The organism is Kribbella sp. NPDC049584, assembly GCF_040675555.1.
Taxonomy (GTDB): domain Bacteria; phylum Actinomycetota; class Actinomycetes; order Propionibacteriales; family Kribbellaceae; genus Kribbella.
The window spans coordinates 766,656-788,080 of the sequence record NZ_JBFAPF010000003.1 but is presented as its reverse complement, the minus strand read 5'-3'; the positions used below and the strand labels follow the sequence as shown (position 1 = coordinate 788,080).

Annotated in this window: 16 protein-coding genes; 8 read left to right on the top strand and 8 right to left on the bottom strand. The window is 68.9% G+C overall.

What is annotated here, in order from left to right; all coding sequences use genetic code 11:
• Window positions 1-67: 67 nt before the first annotated feature.
• Both AB0J62_RS15465 and cpt read left to right on the top strand, forming a co-directional pair.
• The gene (locus tag AB0J62_RS15465; RefSeq protein ID WP_363869977.1) at window positions 68-1,315 is read left to right on the top strand and encodes an MFS transporter; all 1,248 of its coding nucleotides are present in this window, start codon (window positions 68-70) and stop codon (window positions 1,313-1,315) included.
• Entirely contained in the window at window positions 1,312-1,848 is a 537-nt protein-coding gene (gene cpt / locus AB0J62_RS15460) for a chloramphenicol phosphotransferase CPT (RefSeq protein ID WP_363869974.1), read from the top strand. Before AB0J62_RS15465 ends, cpt begins: the two co-directional genes overlap by 4 nt.
• On the opposite strand, the gene AB0J62_RS15455 is transcribed toward cpt, so the two are convergent.
• Window positions 1,833-2,438 carry a helix-turn-helix domain-containing protein gene (locus AB0J62_RS15455; RefSeq protein WP_363869971.1) on the bottom strand — a complete coding sequence of 202 codons (606 nt, stop codon included), beginning with the start codon at window positions 2,436-2,438 and terminating at the stop codon, window positions 1,833-1,835. The genes cpt and AB0J62_RS15455 overlap by 16 nt on opposite strands.
• Window positions 2,439-2,500: 62 nt before the next feature.
• Here AB0J62_RS15455 and AB0J62_RS15450 point away from each other — a divergent pair, with 62 nt between their 5' ends.
• Window positions 2,501-3,511, top strand: a complete 1,011-nt coding sequence (locus AB0J62_RS15450; RefSeq protein ID WP_363869968.1) for a hypothetical protein — start codon at window positions 2,501-2,503, stop codon at window positions 3,509-3,511.
• Window positions 3,512-3,536: 25 nt separating this feature from the next.
• The gene (locus tag AB0J62_RS15445; RefSeq protein ID WP_363869965.1) at window positions 3,537-4,133 is read left to right on the top strand and encodes a TetR/AcrR family transcriptional regulator; all 597 of its coding nucleotides are present in this window, start codon (window positions 3,537-3,539) and stop codon (window positions 4,131-4,133) included.
• On the opposite strand, the gene AB0J62_RS15440 is transcribed toward AB0J62_RS15445, so the two are convergent.
• Complete coding sequence (locus AB0J62_RS15440) at window positions 4,103-5,200, bottom strand: aldo/keto reductase (protein WP_363869961.1); 1,098 nt, start codon at window positions 5,198-5,200, stop codon at window positions 4,103-4,105. The two genes, AB0J62_RS15445 and AB0J62_RS15440, sit on opposite strands and share 31 nt — an antisense overlap.
• A 79-nt stretch (window positions 5,201-5,279) precedes the next feature.
• Here AB0J62_RS15440 and AB0J62_RS15435 point away from each other — a divergent pair, with 79 nt between their 5' ends.
• A complete protein-coding gene (locus AB0J62_RS15435) occupies window positions 5,280-7,253 on the top strand; it encodes a GMC family oxidoreductase (protein ID WP_363869958.1) in 1,974 nt (657 codons plus the stop codon).
• 2 nt (window positions 7,254-7,255) lie between these two features.
• Here the strand turns inward: AB0J62_RS15435 and AB0J62_RS15430 are convergent, their stop codons facing one another.
• Together AB0J62_RS15430 and AB0J62_RS15425 are read right to left on the bottom strand one after the other, a co-directional pair.
• The gene (locus tag AB0J62_RS15430) at window positions 7,256-7,774 is read right to left on the bottom strand and encodes a VOC family protein (protein ID WP_363869955.1); all 519 of its coding nucleotides are present in this window, start codon (window positions 7,772-7,774) and stop codon (window positions 7,256-7,258) included.
• Window positions 7,775-7,807: 33 nt separating this feature from the next.
• Window positions 7,808-8,530 carry a LysR family substrate-binding domain-containing protein gene (locus tag AB0J62_RS15425; RefSeq protein WP_363869952.1) on the bottom strand — a complete coding sequence of 241 codons (723 nt, stop codon included), beginning with the start codon at window positions 8,528-8,530 and terminating at the stop codon, window positions 7,808-7,810.
• A gap of 33 nt (window positions 8,531-8,563) precedes the next feature.
• Here AB0J62_RS15425 and AB0J62_RS15420 point away from each other — a divergent pair, with 33 nt between their 5' ends.
• Window positions 8,564-8,947 (top strand): DUF5997 family protein, encoded by a 384-nt coding sequence (locus AB0J62_RS15420; RefSeq protein ID WP_363869949.1) that lies wholly within the window; start codon window positions 8,564-8,566, stop codon window positions 8,945-8,947.
• A 138-nt stretch (window positions 8,948-9,085) separates the two neighbouring features.
• Here the strand turns inward: AB0J62_RS15420 and AB0J62_RS15415 are convergent, their stop codons facing one another.
• From AB0J62_RS15415 to AB0J62_RS15405, 3 genes are all read right to left on the bottom strand, one after another.
• Window positions 9,086-11,179: a hypothetical protein gene (locus tag AB0J62_RS15415; RefSeq protein ID WP_363869946.1), complete on the bottom strand. Its 2,094-nt coding sequence runs from the start codon at window positions 11,177-11,179 to the stop codon at window positions 9,086-9,088.
• A gap of 404 nt (window positions 11,180-11,583) precedes the next feature.
• The gene (locus tag AB0J62_RS15410) at window positions 11,584-12,324 is read right to left on the bottom strand and encodes an alanyl-tRNA editing protein (RefSeq protein ID WP_363869943.1); all 741 of its coding nucleotides are present in this window, start codon (window positions 12,322-12,324) and stop codon (window positions 11,584-11,586) included.
• 1 nt (window position 12,325) lies between these two features.
• Entirely contained in the window at window positions 12,326-13,489 is a 1,164-nt protein-coding gene (locus AB0J62_RS15405; protein ID WP_363869938.1) for a pyridoxal phosphate-dependent aminotransferase, read from the bottom strand.
• 23 nt (window positions 13,490-13,512) lie between these two features.
• Here AB0J62_RS15405 and AB0J62_RS15400 point away from each other — a divergent pair, with 23 nt between their 5' ends.
• Window positions 13,513-14,397 carry an NAD(P)-dependent oxidoreductase gene (locus tag AB0J62_RS15400; protein WP_363869935.1) on the top strand — a complete coding sequence of 295 codons (885 nt, stop codon included), beginning with the start codon at window positions 13,513-13,515 and terminating at the stop codon, window positions 14,395-14,397.
• On the opposite strand, the gene AB0J62_RS15395 is transcribed toward AB0J62_RS15400, so the two are convergent.
• Window positions 14,349-15,716, bottom strand: a complete 1,368-nt coding sequence (locus AB0J62_RS15395) for an FAD-binding oxidoreductase (RefSeq protein ID WP_363869932.1) — start codon at window positions 15,714-15,716, stop codon at window positions 14,349-14,351. The genes AB0J62_RS15400 and AB0J62_RS15395 overlap by 49 nt on opposite strands.
• Before the next feature lie 177 nt (window positions 15,717-15,893).
• On the opposite strand from AB0J62_RS15395, the gene AB0J62_RS15390 reads away from it, so the two are divergent.
• The gene (locus AB0J62_RS15390) at window positions 15,894-21,407 is read left to right on the top strand and encodes a carboxyl transferase domain-containing protein (protein ID WP_363869929.1); all 5,514 of its coding nucleotides are present in this window, start codon (window positions 15,894-15,896) and stop codon (window positions 21,405-21,407) included.
• The last annotated feature ends 18 nt before the right edge of the window (window positions 21,408-21,425 follow it).

Genomic DNA, 21,425 nt, shown 5'->3' with positions numbered 1-21,425 from the left:
CGAAGTGCGTGTCGAGCCCGCGGCCGCGACTCCGACGTATCCGGTGACTACGGAGGAGGTACACACCATGACGCCGGAGCGGGTACTGCGGACCTACGTCACGCTGGTCGCGGTGTCGACGGGAGCATCGTCGATGATCTGGGGCATCAACACGTTGTTCCTGCTGGACGCGGGGTTGAGCATCGGCAAGGCCTTCGCGGCCAACGCCTTCTTCACCGCCGGCATGGTGCTGTTCGAGGTTCCGACCGGTGTGGTCGCGGACACGGTCGGACGGCGTACGTCGTACCTCCTGGGCACGGCCACTCTGTTCGGGTCGACGCTGCTCTACCTGCTCCTGTGGCGGGCGCATGCGCCGTTCGTGTTGTGGGCGGTGGTGTCGGTGCTGCTCGGGCTCGGGTTCACGTTCTTCAGCGGCGCGACCGAGGCGTGGCTGGTCGACGGCTTGCATGCGACCGGGTACCGCGGATCTCTCGACGCGGCGTTCGCGAAGGGACAGGTGGCGAGCGGGATCGCGATGATGGGCGGCTCGATCGGCGGCGGGTTCCTGGCCCAGGTGACGAATCTCGGCATGCCGTACGTCGTCCGCGCGGTGTTGCTCGCGGTCACCTTCGGGGCGGCGTGGCGGGCGATGCGCGACCTCGGGTTCACGCCGAAGCCCCGGGTCTCGGTGCGCGGAGAGATGGGCGGGATCGTCCGGGCGTCGCTGCGGCACGGGCTGCTGAATCCGCCGGTGCGCTGGGTGATGCTGGCCGGTCCGTTCACCGCCGGTGTCAGCGTGTACGGCTTCTACGCCGCGCAGCCCTATCTCCTGCAGTTGTACGGGCACGCCGATTCGTACTGGATCGCGGGTCTGTCGGCCGGGATCGTGGCCGGTGCGCAGATCGCCGGCGGCGCGTCGGCGTCGTACGTCGCGCGCATCTTCCGGGACCGGATCGCGATCCTGATCGGGGCGATCGCCACCTCCGCGGCCGTGATCGCGCTGATCGGATTGGTGACGTCGTTCTGGGCCGCGCTCGGTCTGTTGATGGTGTGGGGCACGATGTTCGCCGCGATGACGCCGGTGCGGCAGGCCTACCTGAACAGTCACATCCCGTCGGAACAGCGGGCGACGGTGCTGTCGTTCGACAACCTGCTCGGTTCGGCCGGTGGCGTCGTGGTCCAGCCGGGGCTCGGCCGGTCCGCGGATCTGTGGGGCTACGGGCAGGCGTACCTGCTGGCGGCGGGGATCCAGGTGCTCGCGGTGCCGTTCCTCGGGCTGGCTCGCCGTAAAGCCGTCGAGATGACGCCGGACCAGCCTCTAGCCTTGCAGGCGTGACGGTTCGACTGATCATCCTGAACGGCGGATCCAGCTCCGGGAAGACCGCGATCGTGCGGGCGCTGCAGCAGGTGCTGGACGAGCCGTGGCTCGGGTTCAGCGTGGACGACTTCGTCGACGCGCTGCCGGCCAAGCTCGAGGGTTCGCCGGACGGGATCGTGATCGGTCCGGACGGCGAGGTGTCGGTCGGGTCCGCGTTCCGCGAGCTCGAGGTGGCCTGGACCGCCGGGATCGTCGCGATGTGCCGAGCCGGCGGACGGGTCGTCATGGACGACGTCTTCCTCGGAGGCCCGTCCTCGCAGCAGCGCTGGCAGAACGCGATCGGCGACCTGGAGACGCTGTGGGTTGGTGTTCGTTGCGATCCTGCGATCGCGGCGCAACGCGAACTCGCCCGCGGCGACCGCCCACCCGGCATGGCCGAAGGACAGGCACTGATCGTCCATCAGGGCATCACGTACGACGTCGAGGTGGACACGTCTCTCACCGGGTCGATCGATTGCGCGCGGACGATCGCGTCCTACGTGAAGGCCTGATCGACGACAGCGAGCGCGCTGATGATGCGTTGGCGGTGTTGGGCGGCGACAACGGCGGGGTCGTCGCCGGCAAAGATCCGGCGTACCGACTCGAGATGGACGACGCGGTAGGCGGCGACCGTGAGCGCGGCCGTCAGCTGCGGATCGGGTACGCCGGTCTGCGCCATCGCTGCTGCGACCGCCTGCTCGATCTGCTGCAGTAGTTCGCGGGCACGGTTCTGCAAGGCCCGGGACTCGGCGACGACCTCCCAGAACCGGCGGAACGTGCCGCGGATCGTGGACAGCGGGTTCCCCTCGTCGGCCAGCGCGACCAGAAGATCGGACAGCGCCCGGACAGCGGACGTGCCGGCCGGGCGGTCGTTGATTGCGGCAACGACCAGGGCCTCTGCCTCGGGGTAGCGGTCGAAGAGCAGGTCTTCCTTGCGGGCGAAGTGCGCGAACACCGTCGGCCGCGCGACGTCCGCCGCCTCGGCGACCTCGGACACCGACACCGCATCGAAGCCGCGCTCGAGGAAGAGCGCGGTCGCGACCTCCGAGATCCGGGTCCGGAGCTCGGCCTTCTTCCGCTCCCGGCGGCCCTGATGGTTCACGGTTTAACCATACCGGATAAAAAGTTGTACCGAGTATGAGTTCACTTGCTAGGCTCGAGATCATGCGATCAATCGGGGTGAACTACGACACCGGCCTGCAGTACGACGGCCGCAGTACGCGCAACCGTTTCGAGGCCGACGCGGTACGCCGTGAGATGGCCGTGATCGCGGACGAGCTGCATGCTCCCGCGGTCCGGGTGGTCGGCACCGAGCTCGACCGGCTGGTGGTGGCAGGCGAGGCGGCCTTGGCGGCCGGTCTGGACCTGTGGTTCTCGCCGATGCCGATGAACCTCGAGCCGTCCGAGTTCATCGCCTTCCTCACCGACAGCGCCGCACAGGCCGAGGTACTGCGGCAGTCGGCGCGCGGCGACGTCGTACTCGTGCTCGGGTGTGAGCTGTCCGTGTTCTGCAAGGGTTTCGTGCCGGGCGAGACGACGGGGGAGCGGCTCGCGTTGATGGGCGATTCGGCGACCTGGACCGACCCGGCCAAGCTGACGGAACTGCAGGCCGGCCTGGCGCGGTGGGGTGCGGTGCAGGAGGAGCTGGCGAGTGCCGCTCGGAGCGCCTTCGGCGGCCGGATCACGTACGCCGCCGGTCTGTGGGAGGACGTGAACTGGGAGCTGTTCGACATCGTCAGCGTCGATGCGTACCGGGACGCGGCCAACGCTGCGACCTTCGCCGACGAGCTGGCGTCGCGATCGAAATGGGGCAAGCCGGTCGTCGCCACCGAGTTCGGTTGCTGCGCGTACCGCGGCGCGGCCGAGCGGGGCGGGACGGGCTGGATGATCGTGGACCGCAGCGTCGTCCCGCCGGTCATCAACGGATCGTACGAGCGGGACGAGGAGGAACAAGTGGAGTATCTGTTCGAGCTGGTCGAGGAGTTCGACCGGATCGAGCTGGCGGCGGCGTTCTGGTTCAGTTTCGCGGGCTTCGAGCTGCCACACCGCGAGAGCGATCCAGAGCACGATCTCGACCTCTCGTCGTACGGGCTGGTCGCGGTCGGCGACGACGGGCAGTGGCGGCCGAAGAAGGTGTTCGGCAAGCTCGCGGAGCTCAACGCCGACCGGAGCTGATGGACCGGCGGGTACATTTGACCGCGTGCTGACAGCGAAGGGCGCGGCGACGCGGGACAGGATCGTGACGGCCGCTGCTGCCGAGATCCGCGAGCGTGGGATCAGCGCGGTGAAGCTGGACGACATCGGCCGGCGCAGCCGGACCGGGAAGAGCCAGCTGTTCCACTACTTCCCCGAGGGCAAGGAGCAGTTGCTGCTCGCGGTCGCCGAGCGCGAGGCCGAGCAGGTGCTCGAGGACCAGGAGCCGCACCTCGGGCAGCTCACCAGTTGGGACGCCTGGGCCGAGTGGCGTGACGTCCTCGTGGAGAAGTACCGACGCCAGGGAGTGCACTGCCCGCTCGGCGTCCTCATCACCGAGATCGGGCGGCACTCCCCGGCGGCGCAGGCCGTGACCGGGAAGCTGCTCGAGCAGTGGCAGCACCGGTTGGAGCGCGGAATCGAAGAGATGAAGGACGCGGGCGAGATCCGTGCCGACGTGGATCCCGCCCGCGCTGCGGCGGCACTGATCGCCGCGATCCAGGGCGGCGTGGCGATCCTGATGTCGTCAGGCTCGTCGAAGCATCTGGAGTACGCGCTGGACGTCTGTCTGGACTACCTCCAGTTGACCACCGGCGGCCGGTAGCCCGCCGGCTTGTCCGCGACCTTCGCTCCGGCGTTGACCAACCAGCCCTGGTACTCAGGCGTGAACATCCGGTAGATCGATTCCGGGGCTACGGTGCTGGCATCGTTGAGCGCGGCACGAAGCTCGGTCGGCAGTTCGAACCCGAGAGCCTCGATGCTCGACCGGAGCTGCTCCGGGCGGCTCGCACCGACGATCGCAGACGCGACGCCGGGCTGGGTGGCTGCCCAGTTGACCGCGACCTGGGCCATCGTCACGCCTAGCTTGTCCGCCACATCCTTGACCGTGTTCAACAGGTCCCAGTGCCGGTCGCCCCACGTCCGCGCCGGTGAGCCGTCACCGGTGAGTCGGCCTTCGCCTGCCAGGCCCTGAGCGTCGTCGCGCTGGTACTTGCCGGTGAGGAAGCCACTTGCCAACGGGCTCCACGCGGTGATGCCGAGCCCAAGTTGCTGTGCCATCGGGATGTGCTCGGTCTCAATCGTCCGCTCGGCCAGCGAGTACGGCAGTTGCAGGCTGACCATCGGGGTCAGCGAGTGCGCGTCGGCCAGCGTCTGCGCGCGAGCGGCGTACCAGGCCGGTACGTCGGACAGCCCGGCGTACCGGATCTTGCCGGCGCGGGCGAGGTCGTCGAAGGTCCGCAGTACCTCGTCGATCGGGGTGATGCGGTCCCAGGTGTGCAGGAGGAACAGGTCGACGTAGTCGGTGCCGAGCCGGCGCAGGGACTCGTCGAGCGCGCGGATGAGGTGCTTGCGGCTGTTGCCGCCGGCGTTGGGGTCGCCGGAGTCGACGCTGTTGGTCGCCTTGGTGGTGAGCACCATCCGCTCGCGGATGCCCGCCTCGGCGATCAGCCGGCCGAGGATCCGTTCGCTCTCACCGGCGGTGTAGAAGTCGGCGGTGTCGATGAAGTTGCCGCCGGCATCGATATAGGCGCGGAAGATGGCCCGTGCCTCGTCCTCGGTCTTGCCGTACGGCGCGTGGAAGCCCGCCTGTCCGAAGTTCATCGTGCCCAGTGCCAGCCGGCTGACCCGCAGCCCCGACCGCCCGAGCAGGTAATAGTCGTCAAGTGCCATGCCCACAGCGTTGCTCGGCAAAAATGGACCGGCAAGTACAAACCGTGCGAGGTTGCGTGGTGCGTGAAAGGATTTGATCGTGGCCCTTTCTGAACAGCAACGAATCGTGCTTGAGCGCCTCGCGGAGGCCGCCGTGCCTGCGGATGAGTATCCGGCGGCGGTTGGAGCGGTGGCGTTCGTGGAGCGGGTCCTGGCCGAGGATCGGCCGGACTGGCAACCGCGGGTCGACCGGGCGCTGGAGGCGGCTGGGCCTGTGCCGGACCTCGATGCGGTGCTGGCGAATGCGGATGGCGCCTGGCTGGTTCGGTTGGTAGCGCAGGGGTACTACGCGGAGCCGGCGGCGTGGGGAATGGTCGGGTGGCAGACCGGTGACTTCTCGCCGGTGCAGACCGAGTTGACGATGACGCCGCGGTCGACGTTGGCGGATCGGTACGACGCGATCGTGATCGGCTCGGGTGCCGGCGGGGGAGCGGCGGCGCAAGTGCTGGCGGAATCGGGGCGGTCGGTGCTCGTCGTCGAGTTGGGGCGCTATCCGACGACGGAATCGCTCGCGCATGACCATCTGCGCAATCCGCGCTCGGTCGCAGGGCTGCCTGCACTGACGGATCCGGATCCGGCTGGGCGGCCACGGATCTCGGTCGTGGACGGTGTGCGGAGTCAGGTGCTGCCGCCCGACGGTGGGTGGGGGAACAACGCGTTCACGGTCGGCGGTGGGACGCGCGTGTACGGCGCGCAGGCGTGGCGATTCGTGCCGCGGGACTTCCGGATGGCGACGACGTACGGCGTACCGGAGGGGAGCGCGCTCGCCGACTGGCCGATCTCGTACGACGACCTCGAGCCGTACTACTCGCTGGCCGAGCAGCGGTTCGGGGTGAGCGGTGGTGGGACGGATCCGTGGCACGAGCCGCGGTCGATCCCGCTGCCGATGCCGCCGATGCCGCGGACCAGGCCGGCCGAGCTGTTGTCCGCGGCCGCGGAGCGGTTGGGCTGGGGGATCCTCGACGTACCGCTGCTGATCAACTCGGTCGACTACCAAGGCCGCTCAGGGTGTGTGCGCTGCGGGCAGTGCGTCGGCTTCGCCTGCCCTGTGGACGCCAAGGGTGGTACGCACAACACCGCGCTCCCAGCTGCGCTCGCGACCGGCAACTGCACGCTGGTCACCGAGACGACGGCCGAGCGGCTGGTTACCGACTCAGCCGGCCGAGTTACCGGCGTCGCGCTGGTCGCAGACGGCGGATGGCGGCGGACGATCTCCTGCGACGAGGTGGTGGTCTCCGCCGGCGCATCGGAGACGCCACGGCTGTTGCTGAACAGCGCGCACGACGGCGAGCCGCACGGGATCGGCAACAACCAGGACCAGGTCGGGCGGCATCTGCAGGCCCATGTGTACGCCGGTGCGATCGGGCTGTTCGAGGACGAGGTTGTCGATCTCGTCGGGCCGGGTGCGTCGATCGCGACCTGCGACTTCCGGCACGGGAACGACGGGATCATCGGTGGCGGGATGCTCGCGAACGAGTTCGTGCCGACACCCGCGGCGACGTACGACTATCTGACCGGCGCCGGGCTGATCCCGCCCGCGGGGGCGGCGAGCAAGCAGGCGATGCGTCGTGAGGTACGGCGGATGCTGCGCGTGGTCGGGCCGATCCAGGAGGTGTCGTCGGCCGAGTCGCGGGTGCGGGTCGATCCGTCGGTGGTCGACCGGTTCGGCAATCCGGTCGTGGTGACGAGCGGATCGATCCATCCGGAGGACGTGCGCGCGCACGGCTTCATGAGCGCCAAGGCCAAGGCATGGCTCGAGGAGGCGGGTGCGATCCGGACCGCGGTCGGCGCCGTCGGCACGCTCGGCCGTGCGAGCAGCGGACAGCACCAGGCCGGCTCGTGCCGCATGGGCAACGACCCGGCCCGTTCGGTCACCGATCCGCACGGCCGTGTCTGGGGTCACGACAACGTCTGGATCGCGGACGCCTCACTCCACGTCACCAACGGCGGCGTGAACCCGGTCCTCACCGTCCTGGCCAACTCCTTGCGGATTGCCGACCAGATCGTGCGCTGACGTCAGGCGAGCGTGCGGGAGATACCTACGCCGCTGCGCGAGTCGCGGCCGTACTTCTCGATCTCGGCGGCGAGGTTGAGCCGCGCGACGCCGGTCTTGTTGCGGTCCTCGTCGGTGAGCAGGTCGGCGGGGATGATCCAGACGATCTCGAACTCGAGCCCGTCGGGGTCCTTGCCGTACAGCGACTTCGTCGTGCCGTGGTCCGAGGCGCCGACGAGCGCGTCGTGCTCGCTCAGCCGGCCGGCCAGCTCCTCGAGGTCGCCGAGCGTGTCGACCTCCCAGGCCAGGTGGTAGAGCCCGACCGTCGTCCGGCCCGCGCCGGACGAACCCGCCTGCGACCCGATCTGGAACAGCCCGAGGTCGTGGTCGTTGCTCGAGCCCGGCGCCCGGAGAAACGCGGCGCCCGGGATCGCGTCACCGGTCTCGGTGTAGCCGAAGCCCAGGACGTCTCGGTAGAACGCGACGCTCGCTGCGACGTCGCGCACGTACAGGACCGCGTGGTTCAACCGGAAGATCGCCATACCCACGATGATAGTTGAGAACTCAACTTTAGACTAGCGCCGGTGCCGGCGCTTCTGCCGGCTTCTGTCCGGGCCCTGCTTCTTCGCCGCGCCCTTGGAGCGAGCAGCCTTGGACTGGGCGGCCTTGGACTGGGCGGCCTTTGCCGGTTTGGGTTCGGGAGCAGGCCCGCGGGTGCTGTTCGTCGTACGCCCGCGGACAATGCCGATGAAATGCTCGACCAGCTCGCTGGGCTCGTCTGCCTCCGGCCAGCTCAGCGCGACCTGCGACTCCGGTAGGCCGGTCACCGGCCGGTACGTCAGGTCCTTGCGATGATGCAACCGCGCCAACGACTGCGGCACGACGAGCAACCCGGTGCCCATAGCAACCAATTCGACGGCGTCCCCGGTGCGGGCCGGCCGCTCCTCGATCAGCCGGCCCGGCGGTCGTTCCCAGTCGAGTACGTCGTCCTGCGGGTGCAGCATGAGCTCGTCGGCGAGGTCGTCGACGGTGATCTCGTCGGCGGCCGTGATCAGATGATCCTTCGGCACCACGACGACCGTCTGCTCGACGTACAGCGGAATCGCGTGCAGACCGGTGCGGTCGATCGGCAGGCGCAGCAGCACCGCGTCGGCCTCGCCACGCCGTGCCAGCTCCGGCGCTTCGGCGGCGGTGACCTGGATCAGCTCGAGTGGGACGCGGGGGAGGCGCTCGGCCCAGATCCGGACCCACTTGGCTGGGGTCACGCCAGGAACGTAGCCCAGCCGGAATCCGGTCACGGCTCACAGGTTACCGGGCGTTACCCTGCTGTCATGACAGCGCGCAAGACACCCCAGAAGACTTCGCAGACGATGAAGCCCTCGACGGCGGCGAAGAAGCTGGACGTGTACCTCCCGGCCACGCCGGCGGAGTTCCAGGAGGGTGTCGTGTCGCGCGACGAGCTGAACGCGCTGCAGACCGACCCGCCCGAGTGGCTGCGCGAGCTCCGGCGGAACGGACCGCATCCACGCTCTGTGGTGGCGGCGAGACTCGGCGTCTCGATCAGCGGCCTGGCCCGCGCCGGCATCACCGAGGCGCTCACAACGGACGACATCGAAGCCATCCGCGCCGAGAACCCCGACTGGCTAGAACACGAACGCGCCACCCAAGCCGAAGTCCGCCGCCAGGCCACCGAACAGAAGCAGCAGAAGTCCTAGAGATCAAAGAAAAGCAAAAGGAAAGAACAGAAGTTTAGAGCAGTGGCTGGCTTCGGTGGTCAGCCGTAGGTTCTCCAGTTGGGCTCAATCGCGACAAGAACATCGAGTTGCTCGGCCAAGTCTTCCAGGTAGCTCAGGTCAGCTGTCGGGTGTGGGGTTGGGCTGGCGGTGGGTTCCGGTTGGGTCGACGTGGAAGGTGAAGCCGTGGGGTGTGGTCCATTCCAGCGTCTTTGCGTTGACGCGGCGGACGTTCCAGCCGGGGGCGTGGGTCTTGACCCGGTGGGCGAAGCGGCTGAGGGGTGCGAGGTTGCGGGTGCTGGTTTGGCCGGCCGGGCCGTTGGGGTCGTAGGGCTGGATGTGGTCGAGGTCGATGGTGTGGTGGGTTTCGCGGGTGCCGTAGGGGAAGAGTTCGACGGGGTAGGTGAGGCGTACGCGTTCGCGGATGCGGGTGGGGATTTCGTAGGCGTCGGCGCTGATGGCGTCGTTGAGGTCGATGACGGGTTTGACGGTGTAGGGCGCATGGCCGATGAGTTCGGTGAGTTGGTCGGCGAGTAGCGGTCCGATGCCCTCGGCGCGGAGGACGCCGTTGCGGGTGGTGAGTGTGAGGTCGGTGAGGTGTACGACGACCTCGGTCTGCCCAGGGCGCACCTGTCCGCTGGCGCTCGCGGGGTTGGCGTAGGCATCGTGTTTGATCTGCGCCAGGCGTGCGTCGAGCGCGCGTAGGTCGGCGCCGTCCATCGGCACGCCTTCGTCGGGTTCGGTCCGCGGACCGGGAACGTAGCCCATCGGCCGAGTGTCGAACGGGTCGCTCGGCGGATCGGGATCGTAGGGCCCGGCCTCATCGGTCAGTGGATCCGGCGGTTCAAGTGGATCAGTCAGGTGAACGTCACCTGCGCGCGCGTGGTCGTACGGCGGGCTGGCCGGGAGCGCCAGAGTGCCAGCGCGAGCCGGGGCCGGCAAAGCGCACGGCGTGTCGTTCGAGCGGTCGCGTGGACCGGCAAACGGCGGGCTTGTTGGGTGGGCCGTGGTGTCACCGTGGGTGGGGTCTGGTGACCTGCGCGGTGTGTTGTTCGAGCGGCCGCGGGGGCCGGACGTGCTGCGGTCTGTCGCTACATCGTGTGGGCTGAACGTGCTGGGGCCCGGCGCTATGTCGTGTGGGCCGGAGGCGCTGGGGCCGGTCGCCGTGTCGTGTGGGCTGAGCGCGCTGTGGCCGGTCGCCGCCGATCGGGTGCGAGAGACCGGTTGCGAGGCTGCATCCACGCGACGCGAGCCAGCCGCTGCGTCAGGGGTCGTCGAGTTCGCCGGTTGCCGGGCAGGGCGTGGAGCCGGGCTCGAGGTGTCGGCGGGTGCCATGGCGGCGTTTGTGGACGTGTCTGTGGACGTGTCTGTTGACGTGTCTGTTGACGTGTTTGTGGACGTGTCTGGGGAGGTGGTCGGGCTGCTGGTGGGGGTGGGGTGGTTGCGGGCTTGGGTGAGGAGTTGTTGGGTGAAGCGGGGGTCGGCGATGATGCCGAGGGCGTCGGCGCGGCGGTGTTGGATGTGGCGGGTGTCGCCGATGGTTTTGAGGGCTTCGGCGATGGCGGTGATGGTGGCGTCGTGGCGGATGACCGCGCCGGCCGGAGCCTTGGCGTAGATGGTTTTGTTGCCGTGGTGGTCGCTGCGGCCGATGAAGACGCCGCGTTCTTGGGCTGCTTCGGCGGTCTCGGTGCGGGCGAGGCCGGGGTCGGCGTGGGCTTTGGCGGCGCGGATGATCCTGTCGAGGCGGTAGGGGGTGATGGAGTCGATCAGGGGTGCGACGCGCTGGTCGACCGACCGGGCGGCTTCCTCGGACAGCTTCAGGCAGGCCGAGGCGAGTTGGCGGGCTTTCCAGGGGGTGGCGTCGCCGGCTTGGACGCGGGCCCAGGTGAACGGGAAGCGGTGGCGCAATGCCAGCGCTTCGCCGAGGAGCTGGCGTGCCACCATCGGGGAGATCCCGAGGATGACGCCGAATTCGGCGATGGCGAATTCGGCGATCTGCGGGCAGCCGTCACCGCCCAGCACCACGGCGCGTTCCCGGCCGTCGGCGGAGCGGCGGCCGGGTCGGACGCGACAGGTGGAGGGGTGGAACCGGTCGGCGTAGATCTGGGCGTGCTGGAGCAGTCGCGCGTCGGCCTGGTTGGCGATCGCGCGGTGCTCGGCGGCCGACTCGAGCAGGTCGGCCGTGGAGAGCTCGCTCAGATCGGTCTCGAACATGTGTTCGATTCTACCTGTCTAAACACTGACTTGCCAAATCGGTTCAACCGATGAAGTCCCTTATTTACAAGGCGAACGGCTGCATGTCCCCACCATCGCGGGCAGGCCCCGTGGCAGGGGGTCGGCAGCCTCTGTGAGGACCATGCTGGCCGCGGTGGCATTCCTGTGCTCGACGTGGGCGCAGGCCTTGCAAGCCCAACTCCTTGGCCACGGTGGGTCGGTGTCTGCCCTGGCGCACTGTGCAGCCCAGCGAACTTACGGGCGACCATCGAAGCTGACCACTGACCGCCGTACAGGACGAGCTGGCGTCGGAGGAGATGACGCCGGCCTCTAACTCTTATCTTTCCCTTGAAGGCCTACCCAGCACTTCTGAACAGCCCTTTCTGCTGCTTTTCTCTTATGTTTCAGGTGATCTTGACTCGGAGGCGGCGGAAGCCTTTGCCTTTGCTTTCCATTTTGACGACTTCGAGTTGGCCGATCATGGCGGTCGACGCGACGTGGGTGCCGCCGTCGGCCTGGGTGTCGAGGCCGGCGATGTCGACGATGCGGACGATCTCGATGTCGGGCGGGAGCAGGTTCGTCGCGGTCCGGATGATGTCCGGGATCGCGAACGCCTCCTCGCGCGGCAGGTTGGTGACCGTGATCCGCCGGTCGGTGCGGATCTCCGCGTTCACCGCCTCCGCCACCCGCTCCTTGAAGTCCGGCGGTACTTCGGCCAGGTCGAAGTCCATCCGCGCCGACAGCGGCTCCATGTTCCCGCCGGTCACGAGCGCGCCGAAGTCGCGGAACACCACTCCGGTCAGCACATGCAGCCCGGAGTGGGTCCGCATCAGCTGAGTACGCCGTTCGTCGTCGAGGGCACCTCGCACCGCGGTACCGACCGGAGGCACCGGGTCGCCGTCGTGCGGCACCAGATACAGGTCGTCGCCGCGCACCGTCCCGACGATCCGCGTCCGTACGCCGCCCCACAGCAGCACACCCTCGTCCGGCGGCTGCCCGCCACCACCGGGGTAGAACGCGGACCGGTCGAGCACGATCCCACGCTCCGGATCCACCCCGACGACCGTCGCATCCCATTCCCGCACCGACGCATCGTCCAGATCCAGCCGATGCGTGTGCCCGTGCTGATTCCCGTCACCGCTCATTTCAGTGAGCTTTCACGAGTTCTGTGAACGCATCCAGGGCCCGGCGGATGTTTTCGACCGAGTTCGCGTAGGAGAAGCGAAGGTGGTTCTCGCCGTACACGCCGAACGACGTGCCCGGGAGACACGCGACGCCGGCCTCGTCGAGCAAGCGATCGGCCAGGTCCGATGCCGACAGGCCGAGCTCGCTGATGTTCGGGAACGCGTAGAACGCGCCGCCGGGCTCTACACAGGACACACCCGGTACGGCGTTCAGGCCGGACACGATCACCTCGCGCCGTTCGCGGAACGCGTCCAGCATCCGGTCGACGTCGTCCCACGGTCCTTCGAGTGCGGCGATCGCGGCGTACTGGCTGAAGGCCGACGTACAGGAGACGGAGTTGATCATCAGTCGCGTCACCGGCTCGACCAGCGGCTCCGGGAACACGCCGAAGCCCAGCCGCCAACCGGTCATCGCGAACGTCTTCGACCAGCCGTCGAGCAGGATCGTCCGCTCGCGCATCCCGTCGACGTCGAGGACGCTGTGATGCTCGCCGTCGTACCGCAGCGCCCAGTAGACCTCATCGCTGAGTACGACGAGATCGTGCTCGATCGCGATCTCGGCGATCGCCTGCAGCTGCTCCGGCGTCGAAGCGCTGCCGCACGGATTGTGCGGAGAGTTGAGGATGAGCAGCTTGGTCCGGTCGGTGACCAGCGAGCGCAGTTCGTCGGGGTCGATGACGAACCCGTTCTCCTCCCGCAGCGGCACCGGCACCGGCTTCGCGCCGGCGAACGACGCGATCGACGCGTACATCGGGAAGCCCGGGTCCGGATAGAGGACCTCGTCGCCCTCCTCGCACAAGGCAAGGATCGTGAAGAACATGATCGGCTTCGCGCCCGGCGTGATCAGCACCCGGTCGGGCGAGGTCCGCAGCCGGCCGGTGCGCTCGAGGAACTCGGCCACGGTGGCCCGCAGCTCCGGGATCCCGGGCGCGGGCACGTAGTGCGTGAAGCCCTTGTCCAGAGCCTGCTGCGCGGCGGCGATCACATGCGCCGGGGTGTCGAAGTCGGGTTCGCCGATCTCGAGGTGCACGATCTCGCGGCCCTGCGCCTCCAGCGCCTTCGCCTTGGCCAGCACCTCGAAGGCCGATTCGGTCCCCAGTCGTCCCATCCGCTGAGCAAGTTTCACAAGCCAAATCCTAATCTGCAACGATGAAGAACATGGCACGGGTAGCGGTGACAGGAAGCAGCGGCAAGCTGGGTCGCGCCGTGGTCGACCACCTCGCGGACAACGGCTGGGACGTGGTCGCGCTCGACCAGGCTCCGCCGGCGCGCGCGGACGTTACGTCGACGCGGCTCGATCTGACCGATTTCGGCCAGACGTACGAGGCGATCGCGGGGATCGACGACCGGCACGACGGCGTCGACGCGGTCGTGCACCTGGCGGCGATCCCGGCGCCGGGTCTGCGACCGAACGCGGCGACGTTCCACAACAACATGACCGCGACGTACAACGTGTTCTCCGCGGCGCTGCGGGCCGGCGTCCGGAACATCGTGTGGGCGTCGAGCGAGACCGTGCTCGGTCTGCCGTTCGACGAGTTCCCGCCGTACGTGCCGGTGGACGAGGACTACCCGCCGCGGCCGAACAGCACGTACTCGCTGGTGAAGACGCTCGAGGAGGAGCTCGCCCGCCAGCTGTGCCGGTGGCACCCGGACCTCAAGCTGATCGGGCTGCGCTTCTCCAACGTGATGTACCCCGAGGACTACGCCCGCTTCCCCTCGTTCGACTCCGACGCCCGGGCCCGCAAGTGGAACCTCTGGGGCTACATCGATGCCCGTGACGGGGCGCAGGCTGTCCGCAAGGCACTCGAGTACGACGTGACCGGGACCGATGTCTTCATCGTCGCGAACGCCGACACCGTGATGTCCCGGCCGAACGAGGAGCTCCTCGCCGAAGTGTTCCCCGGCGTGGAGGTCAAGCGGCCGTTCGGGCCGAACGAGACGCTGCTGTCGATCGACAAGGCGCGGCGTCTGCTCGGCTACGAACCTCAGTTCTCCTGGCGAGGACCGAACGGGAAGAGCGAGTCCGGGTCGTAGGTGGCCCGGATCTCGCCCAGTCGCGCGAACGTGTCGGCGGGCCAGGACGCTTCGTAGGAACCCGGCAACGCGAAGCCGCCGGCGAAATTCACCGTGGTCTCGGCACTGATCCACGGCTCGAGCTTCGCGATCAGCCCGTCGACCGTTGCCGGAAGCACCTTTTCGAACAGGCTCGGATCCGGTACGCCGATCAGCGTCAGGGTGTATGCCCCGCCGCGGCCGCCGACCGCACTGCCCTCGGGTACGTCGCGTTCGGTGGCGCCGCCGAGATGCCGGATCTCGACCGCGATCAACGGGAGCTGCTGGTCCGGACCGGCCGCCTCGAGGAAGGCCGCGACGAAGTCGGCGTCCAGTTCGTCGAGCATCATGCCGCGGTCCCACGACGGCGTCGGGTCCTTCGGGTCGTTGTGGATCAGCGGGATGTCGCCGGCCGGCATCTCGCCGACCGCGTCGATCAGCGTCGTACCGGCGTCGCGGATCGGCTGGAACAATTGCTTGCCCTCGGCCACATCTCCGACGTACGCGAACCGCACGCTGAGCACGGTCTTGCCACGCAGCGGTTCCGGGATGAACTCGAGCGGTGGGAGGCGCAGGATCACGACCGACGAGTTCGCGCTCTCCGGCAACGTCTTGGTCCACTCGGTCCAGGTGCTCAGCACGGGAGCGATGTGCTCCGCGTTGAAGAACACCGATCCGCCGTACAGGGTGCTGAGCTCGGCGAGCTCGAAGTCCATCGACGTGACGATGCCGAAACCGCCCTTGCCGCCGCGCAACGCCCAGAACAGGTCCGGATTCTCAGTGGCGCTGGCCGTCACCGGACCAGCAGCGGTGACCACTCGGAAACCGCGAGCCCAGTCGGACGAGAAGCCGTAGGTCCGCGCGAGCGGCCCGAGTCCACCGCCGAGCGTGTATCCGACGCAGCCGACGACCTCGGAAGCGCCCGCGATCGGCGCGAGTCCGTGCGGCGCGGCAACGCTGATGACATCGGCCCACACCGAGCCGGCGTTGATATGCGCGATCTTTGTGTCCGGGTCGACGGTCACGCCCTTGAGCCGGGAGGTCGTGACGACGATCCCGTCCTGGATCGGGTTCGGTACGCCGTGCCCAGTTGCCAGCACGCGAACCGGCGTACCGGTCTCTGCCGCTGCTCGAACCACGGCCGCGGCGTCGTCCTCGGACGTCAGGCCGACCACCACCTCAGGACTGTGGGTAACCGCCAGGTTGAACCCCGACAGCTGTTCCGCGAAGCCCTCGTCCCCCCGCGCCAGCACAGGTCCCGCGACCGCTCCCCGCAGCCGGCCGATCAATTCATCCGACACGATGCTTCCCCTCCGTCGACTGCCGGAAGTCTTTCATCGGCCCGGGTCAGGCTGGAAAACAGGCTCGAACACGCCTGAAAGGGGGGCCGACTCGACGGTAACGGGCATGGGCTGAAAACCTGTGCCAGCAGAGGGCGATCCCTTCTGTACAAGCAGGGTGAGACACGGAGGCGGTCGATGTTCAAGCGTATCGCAGTAGTGAACCGGGGCGAGGCCGCGATGCGGCTGATCAACGCGGTCCGGGAAGTCAACGCCGAGGGCGGTGACCCCATCGAGACCGTGGCCTTGTTCACCGACGGCGAGCGGACCGCGACCTTCGTCCGTGCGGCCGACATCACCTACCCGCTCGGCCCGGCATCGGCCCGGCCGTACCTGGATCTCGCCGTCCTCGAGCGAGCGCTCCGCGAGACTGGCGCCGACGCGGCCTGGGTCGGCTGGGGCTTCGTTGCCGAGGACCCCGCATTCGCGGAGCTGTGCGACCGGATCGGTGTGACCTTCATCGGTCCGTCGGCTGATGCCATGCGCAAGCTCGGCGACAAGATCGGGTCGAAGCTGATCGCCGAGGAGGTCGGCGTACCGGTTGCGCCGTGGAGCCGCGGAGCGGTCGAGTCGCTGGAAGCGGCGCTCGAGGCGGCCGAGCGGATCGGCTACCCATTGATGCTCAAGGCAACGGCCGGCGGCGGTGGCCGAGGCATCCGAGTGGTCCGCTCGGCAGACGAGCTGTCGGACGCGTACGCACGGACCAGCGACGAGGCTGCTCGCGCTTTCGGTAGCGGCGTCGTGTTCCTCGAGCGGCTCGTTACGGGTGCGCGGCACGTTGAGGTGCAGGTCATCGCGGACGGCCAGGGTACGGCGTGGGCGCTCGGCGTACGCGACTGCTCGGTGCAGCGCCGCAATCAGAAGGTGATCGAGGAATCGGCATCTCCGCTGCTGTCGGCGTCGCAGGTCGAGGACCTGAAGGCTTCTGCCGAGCGGCTGGCGCTCGCGGTCGGGTACAAGGGCGCCGCGACGGTCGAGTTCCTGTACCACCCGGGCGAGAAGTCGTTCGCGTTCCTCGAGGTGAACACGCGTCTCCAGGTCGAGCACCCGATCACCGAGCTGACCACCGGGTTCGACCTGGTGAAGGCGCAGTTGCACGTCGCCTCCGGCGGCCGGCTCGAGGGTGTCAAGCCGATCGAGAGCGGTCACGCCGTCGAGGCTCGGTTGAACGCCGAGGACCCGGACCGCGACTTCGCGCCGTCGCCCGGGCGCATCGCCGTACTGGATCTGCCGGCCGGTCCCGGCATCCGCGTCGACACCGGTGTGAGCGCGGGCGACAGCATCCCTGCCGACTTCGACTCGATGATCGCGAAGATCATCGGGTACGGGCGGACCCGCGAGGAGGCGCTCGCGCGGCTGCGGCGGGCGATGGCCGCGACGACCGTGCTGATCGAGGGCGGCGCGACCAACAAGAGCTTCATCCTCGAGTTGCTCGACCAGCCCGAGGTGATCGACGGCAGCGCGGACACCGGCTGGATCGACCGGGTCCGCGGCGAGGGCCGCCTGATCTCGCACCGGCACTCCGGGATCGCGCTGGTCGCGGCGGCGATCGAGGGGTACGAGGACGCCGAGCGCGTCGAGCGGATCCGGCTGCTGGAGACCGCGCACGGCGGCCGCCCGCAGGTGCAGCACGAGGTCGGGCGCGCGATCGACCTCAAGCTGCGCGGCGCGAGCTACCGGGTGACGGTGGCGCGGATCGGTCCGGAGCGGTTCCGGGTCGGTGTGGGCAACGGCAACGGCAACCTGAAGGTCGTGGACGCCGAGCTGGAGCGGCTGGACGAGTACACGAGCAGGCTGGTCGTCGGCGGGCAGCGGTTCCGCCTGGTGACCGCGACGCACGGCCCGGTGCACCTGGTCGAGGTCGACGGCGTTACCCACCGCGTCAGCCGCGACGAGGGCGGCGTACTGCGCTCGCCCGCGCCCGCACTGGTGGTCGCGACGCCGGTGCAGACGGGGGCTGAGATCGAGGCCGGTGCGCCGGTGCTCGTGCTCGAGAGCATGAAGATGGAGACGGTGCTGTACGCGCCGTTCAAGGCGACCGTGAAGGAGCTGCTGGTCTCGACCGGCAGCCAGGTGGAGACCGGTGCGCCGCTACTCCGGCTGGAGCCGGTGGCAGACGACGGCCTCGAACAGGCGGCACCGGTTCAGAACGGCGTAGAGCTGGATCTGCCGAACGGCACGGGGGAGAAGTCTGCTGCCGAGCGGGTGGAGCGCGGGCTCGATGACCTGCGGAGCATGCTGCTCGGGTTCGATATCGACCCGCAGGACGAGGGCGGCATGCTGGCCGACTACCTCGCTGCGCGGTCCGAGCTCGCACATCAGCTGGCCGGACCTCCGGTCGGACCGGAGATCGAGCTGCTGAGCGTGTTCGCCGACTTCGCCGAGCTGAGCCGGAACAGGCCGGCCGGCACGGACACAAGCATCGAGAACCGCGTGCACAGCCCGCGCGAGTACTTCTATACGTACCTGCAGAGCCTGGACCCGGACCGCGGTGGATTGCCGGCCGAGTTCCAGGCCCGGCTGACGCGAGTGCTCAGCAACTACGGCGTGACCGGGCTAGAGCGCAGTCCCGAGCTGGAGGAAGCGGTCTTCCGGATCTTCCTGGCCCAGCAGCGCTCGAATCCCGACGTGGTGCTGGTGACGTCCGTGCTGCAGCGGTGGATCGCCGAGCCGCTGCCGGAGTCGCCGCTCGACGAGTCCGTGCACGAGCTGCTGGACCGGCTGGTGCCGGCGACGCAGCTGCGGTTCCCGGTCGTCGGTGACCTGGCCCGGAGCGTTCGCTTCCGCTGGTTCGACCAGCCGCAGGTCGACGCGGAGCGGGCCTCGATCATCGCCGGGGTGAGCGACGAGGTCGCCGACCTGGCCGCACACCCGGATGCGCCGGACCGGCAGCAGCGGATCGACGCGCTGGCCGCGATCCCGGAGCCGATCGTGCGCTTCCTCGCGCAGCGGCTCGAAGGCGGCTGGGGTGAGCGCGAGCCGATGCTCGAGGTGCTCGTCCGCCGGCACTACCGCGAGTACGAGCTGCACGACCTGCGCGAGTTCGCCGTCGACGGGCGACCGGTCGCGACCGCCGACTATTCGATCGACGACCGTCCGAGCCACCTGGTCACGACGGTCGGGACGGTGGCCGAGCTCGCCGACCGCGACAGCGCCCTGTCCCGCATGCTGACCGCACAGGTCGACGCTCGCACGGCCGGCCATGAAGCCGTCGTCGAGCTGTACCTGTACGGCCCGGACCTGCCCGAGTCGCAGCAGGAGGCCTCCGACCTGTACCGCCGCATGGTCGGCGACCTCCCTGTCTCCCAGCGGGTACGCCGGATCTCGGTCGCGGTCGCGCCGGGACATGGCCGCCCGGTCTCGTACTTCACGTACCGCCCGGCCGGCGGGTCGATGGCCGAGGACGACAACGTCCGCGGCGTACACCCGATGGTCGGCCGTCGCCTGAACCTCTGGCGGCTGCGCGACTTCCGCATCACCCGCCTGGATGCGCCCGAGGACGTGCTCCTTTACTACTGCGTCGCCCGGGACAACCCGGCCGACCGGCGGCTCGTCGCGCTGGCTCAGGTCCGCCAGTTCGCCGTCGTCCGGGACGAGGACGGTCAGGTCACCTCGCTGCCGCACGCGGAGCGGGCGATCGCGAACTGCCTCGAGGCGATCCGTCGCGCCCGCTCAGCGCGTGGTGCGGCCGGCGCCAAGCTGGACATGAACCACGTCTGGGTGCAGATCTGGCCGGTGGTCGAGGCCCAGGTCGACGAGGTGACCGCGCTGCAGCGCAACATCGCCCCGCTGACCGCGGGCGCCGGGATCGAGGAGGTCCTGGTCCAGGGCCAGGTCCAGGCCCCGGACGGTACGACGAACCCGGTCGCGGCCCGGTTCTACTACCAGCACGGCGCGGGCGTCGTCACGTCGATCGAGCAGCCGCCGACCGGTCGGCTGATGCCGCTCGACGACTACGCCCAGAAGGTTCAGCGGTCCCGGCGACGCAACACGATCTACCCGTACGAGGTCAGCGGGATGGTCGCCGGTCAGGGCGGCTCGTTCGTCGAGCACGACCTCGACGACGCCGGCAACCTGGTCCCGGTCGACCGGCCGAAGGGTCTGAACAAGGCCGGCATCATCGTCGGCATCGTCACCACGCCGAGCGAGCGGTATCCCGAGGGCGTCACCCGGGTCGCGATGAGCGGCGACCCGACGATGGCCCTCGGTGCGGTCGCCGAGGGGGAGTGCTCGCGGATCATCGCGGCGCTCGACCTGGCCGAGCGGATGCAGGTCCCGGTCGAGTGGTACTCGCTGTCGGCCGGCGCCCGGATCTCGATGGACTCCGGCACCGAGAACATGGACTGGGTCGCGAAGGCGCTGAAGCGGATCGTCGAGTTCACCCAGGACGGCGGCGAGATCAACGTCGTGGTCGCGGGGATCAACGTCGGTGCGCAGCCGTACTGGAACGCCGAGGCGACGATGCTCATGCACACCAAGGGCATCCTGGTGATGACGCCGGACAGCGCGATGGTGCTGACCGGTAAGCAAACGCTGGACTTCTCCGGCAGCGTGTCGGCCGAGGACAACTTCGGCATCGGCGGCTACGACCGGGTGATGGGCCCGAACGGTCAGGCGCAGTACTGGGCGCCCGACCTGAAGGCGGCCCGGGACGTGCTGATGACGCATTACGACCACACGTACGTCGTGCCGGGGGAGAGCGGTCCGCGCCGGGCAGCGACGTCGGACCCGCTGGATCGCGACGTCACGCCGTACCCGCACGAGGTGGCCGGGAGCGACTTCAAGACGATCGGTGAGATCTTCTCGACCGCGACGAACCCGGACCGGAAGAAGGCGTTCGACATCCGCACGCTGATGCGGGCCGTCACTGACCAGGACCACCCGGTGCTGGAGCGCTGGGCCGGGATGGCCGACGCCGACACCGCGGTCGTGCAGGACGCCCGGCTCGGCGGGTTCCCGGTCTGCCTGGTCGGGATCGAGTCGAAGTCGGTGCCGCGCCGGGGCTTCCCGCCCACCGACGGACCGGACACGTACACCGCGGGCACGCTGTTCCCGCGGTCGTCGAAGAAGGTGGCGCGGGCGATCAACTCGGCCAGCGGCAACCGTCCGCTGGTCGTGCTGGCGAACCTGTCCGGCTTCGACGGCTCACCGGACTCGATGCGCAACCTGCAGCTCGAGTACGGCGCCGAGATCGGCCGCGCGATCGTGAACTTCCGGGGACCGATCGTTTTCTGCGTCGTCTCGCGCTATCACGGCGGCGCGTTCGTCGTGTTCTCCAAGTCGCTGAACCCGTCGATGACCGTGCTCGCGGTCGAGGGCTCGTTCGCCTCGGTGCTCGGCGGCGCGCCGGCAGCCGCTGTTGTCTTCGCGGGCGAGGTCGATGCGCGGACCGCTGCGGATCCGCGGGTCGCGACGCTGGCCGAGCGGGTCGGCGAGGCGACCGGAGCGGAGCGGGCTGCCTTGGCGACAGAGCTTGCCGACGTGCGAACCGTCGTACGGGCAGAGAAACTGGGCGAGGTCGCGACCGAGTTCGATCGTGTGCACAGTATCGAGCGGGCGCGCGACGTCGGGTCGGTCGATGCGGTCATCAGTGCAAGGGAATTGCGCCCAAAGTTGATCGAGGCAATCAATTCCGGGGTACCCGGAAGCTGATCGCTCGCCTACCCTGGA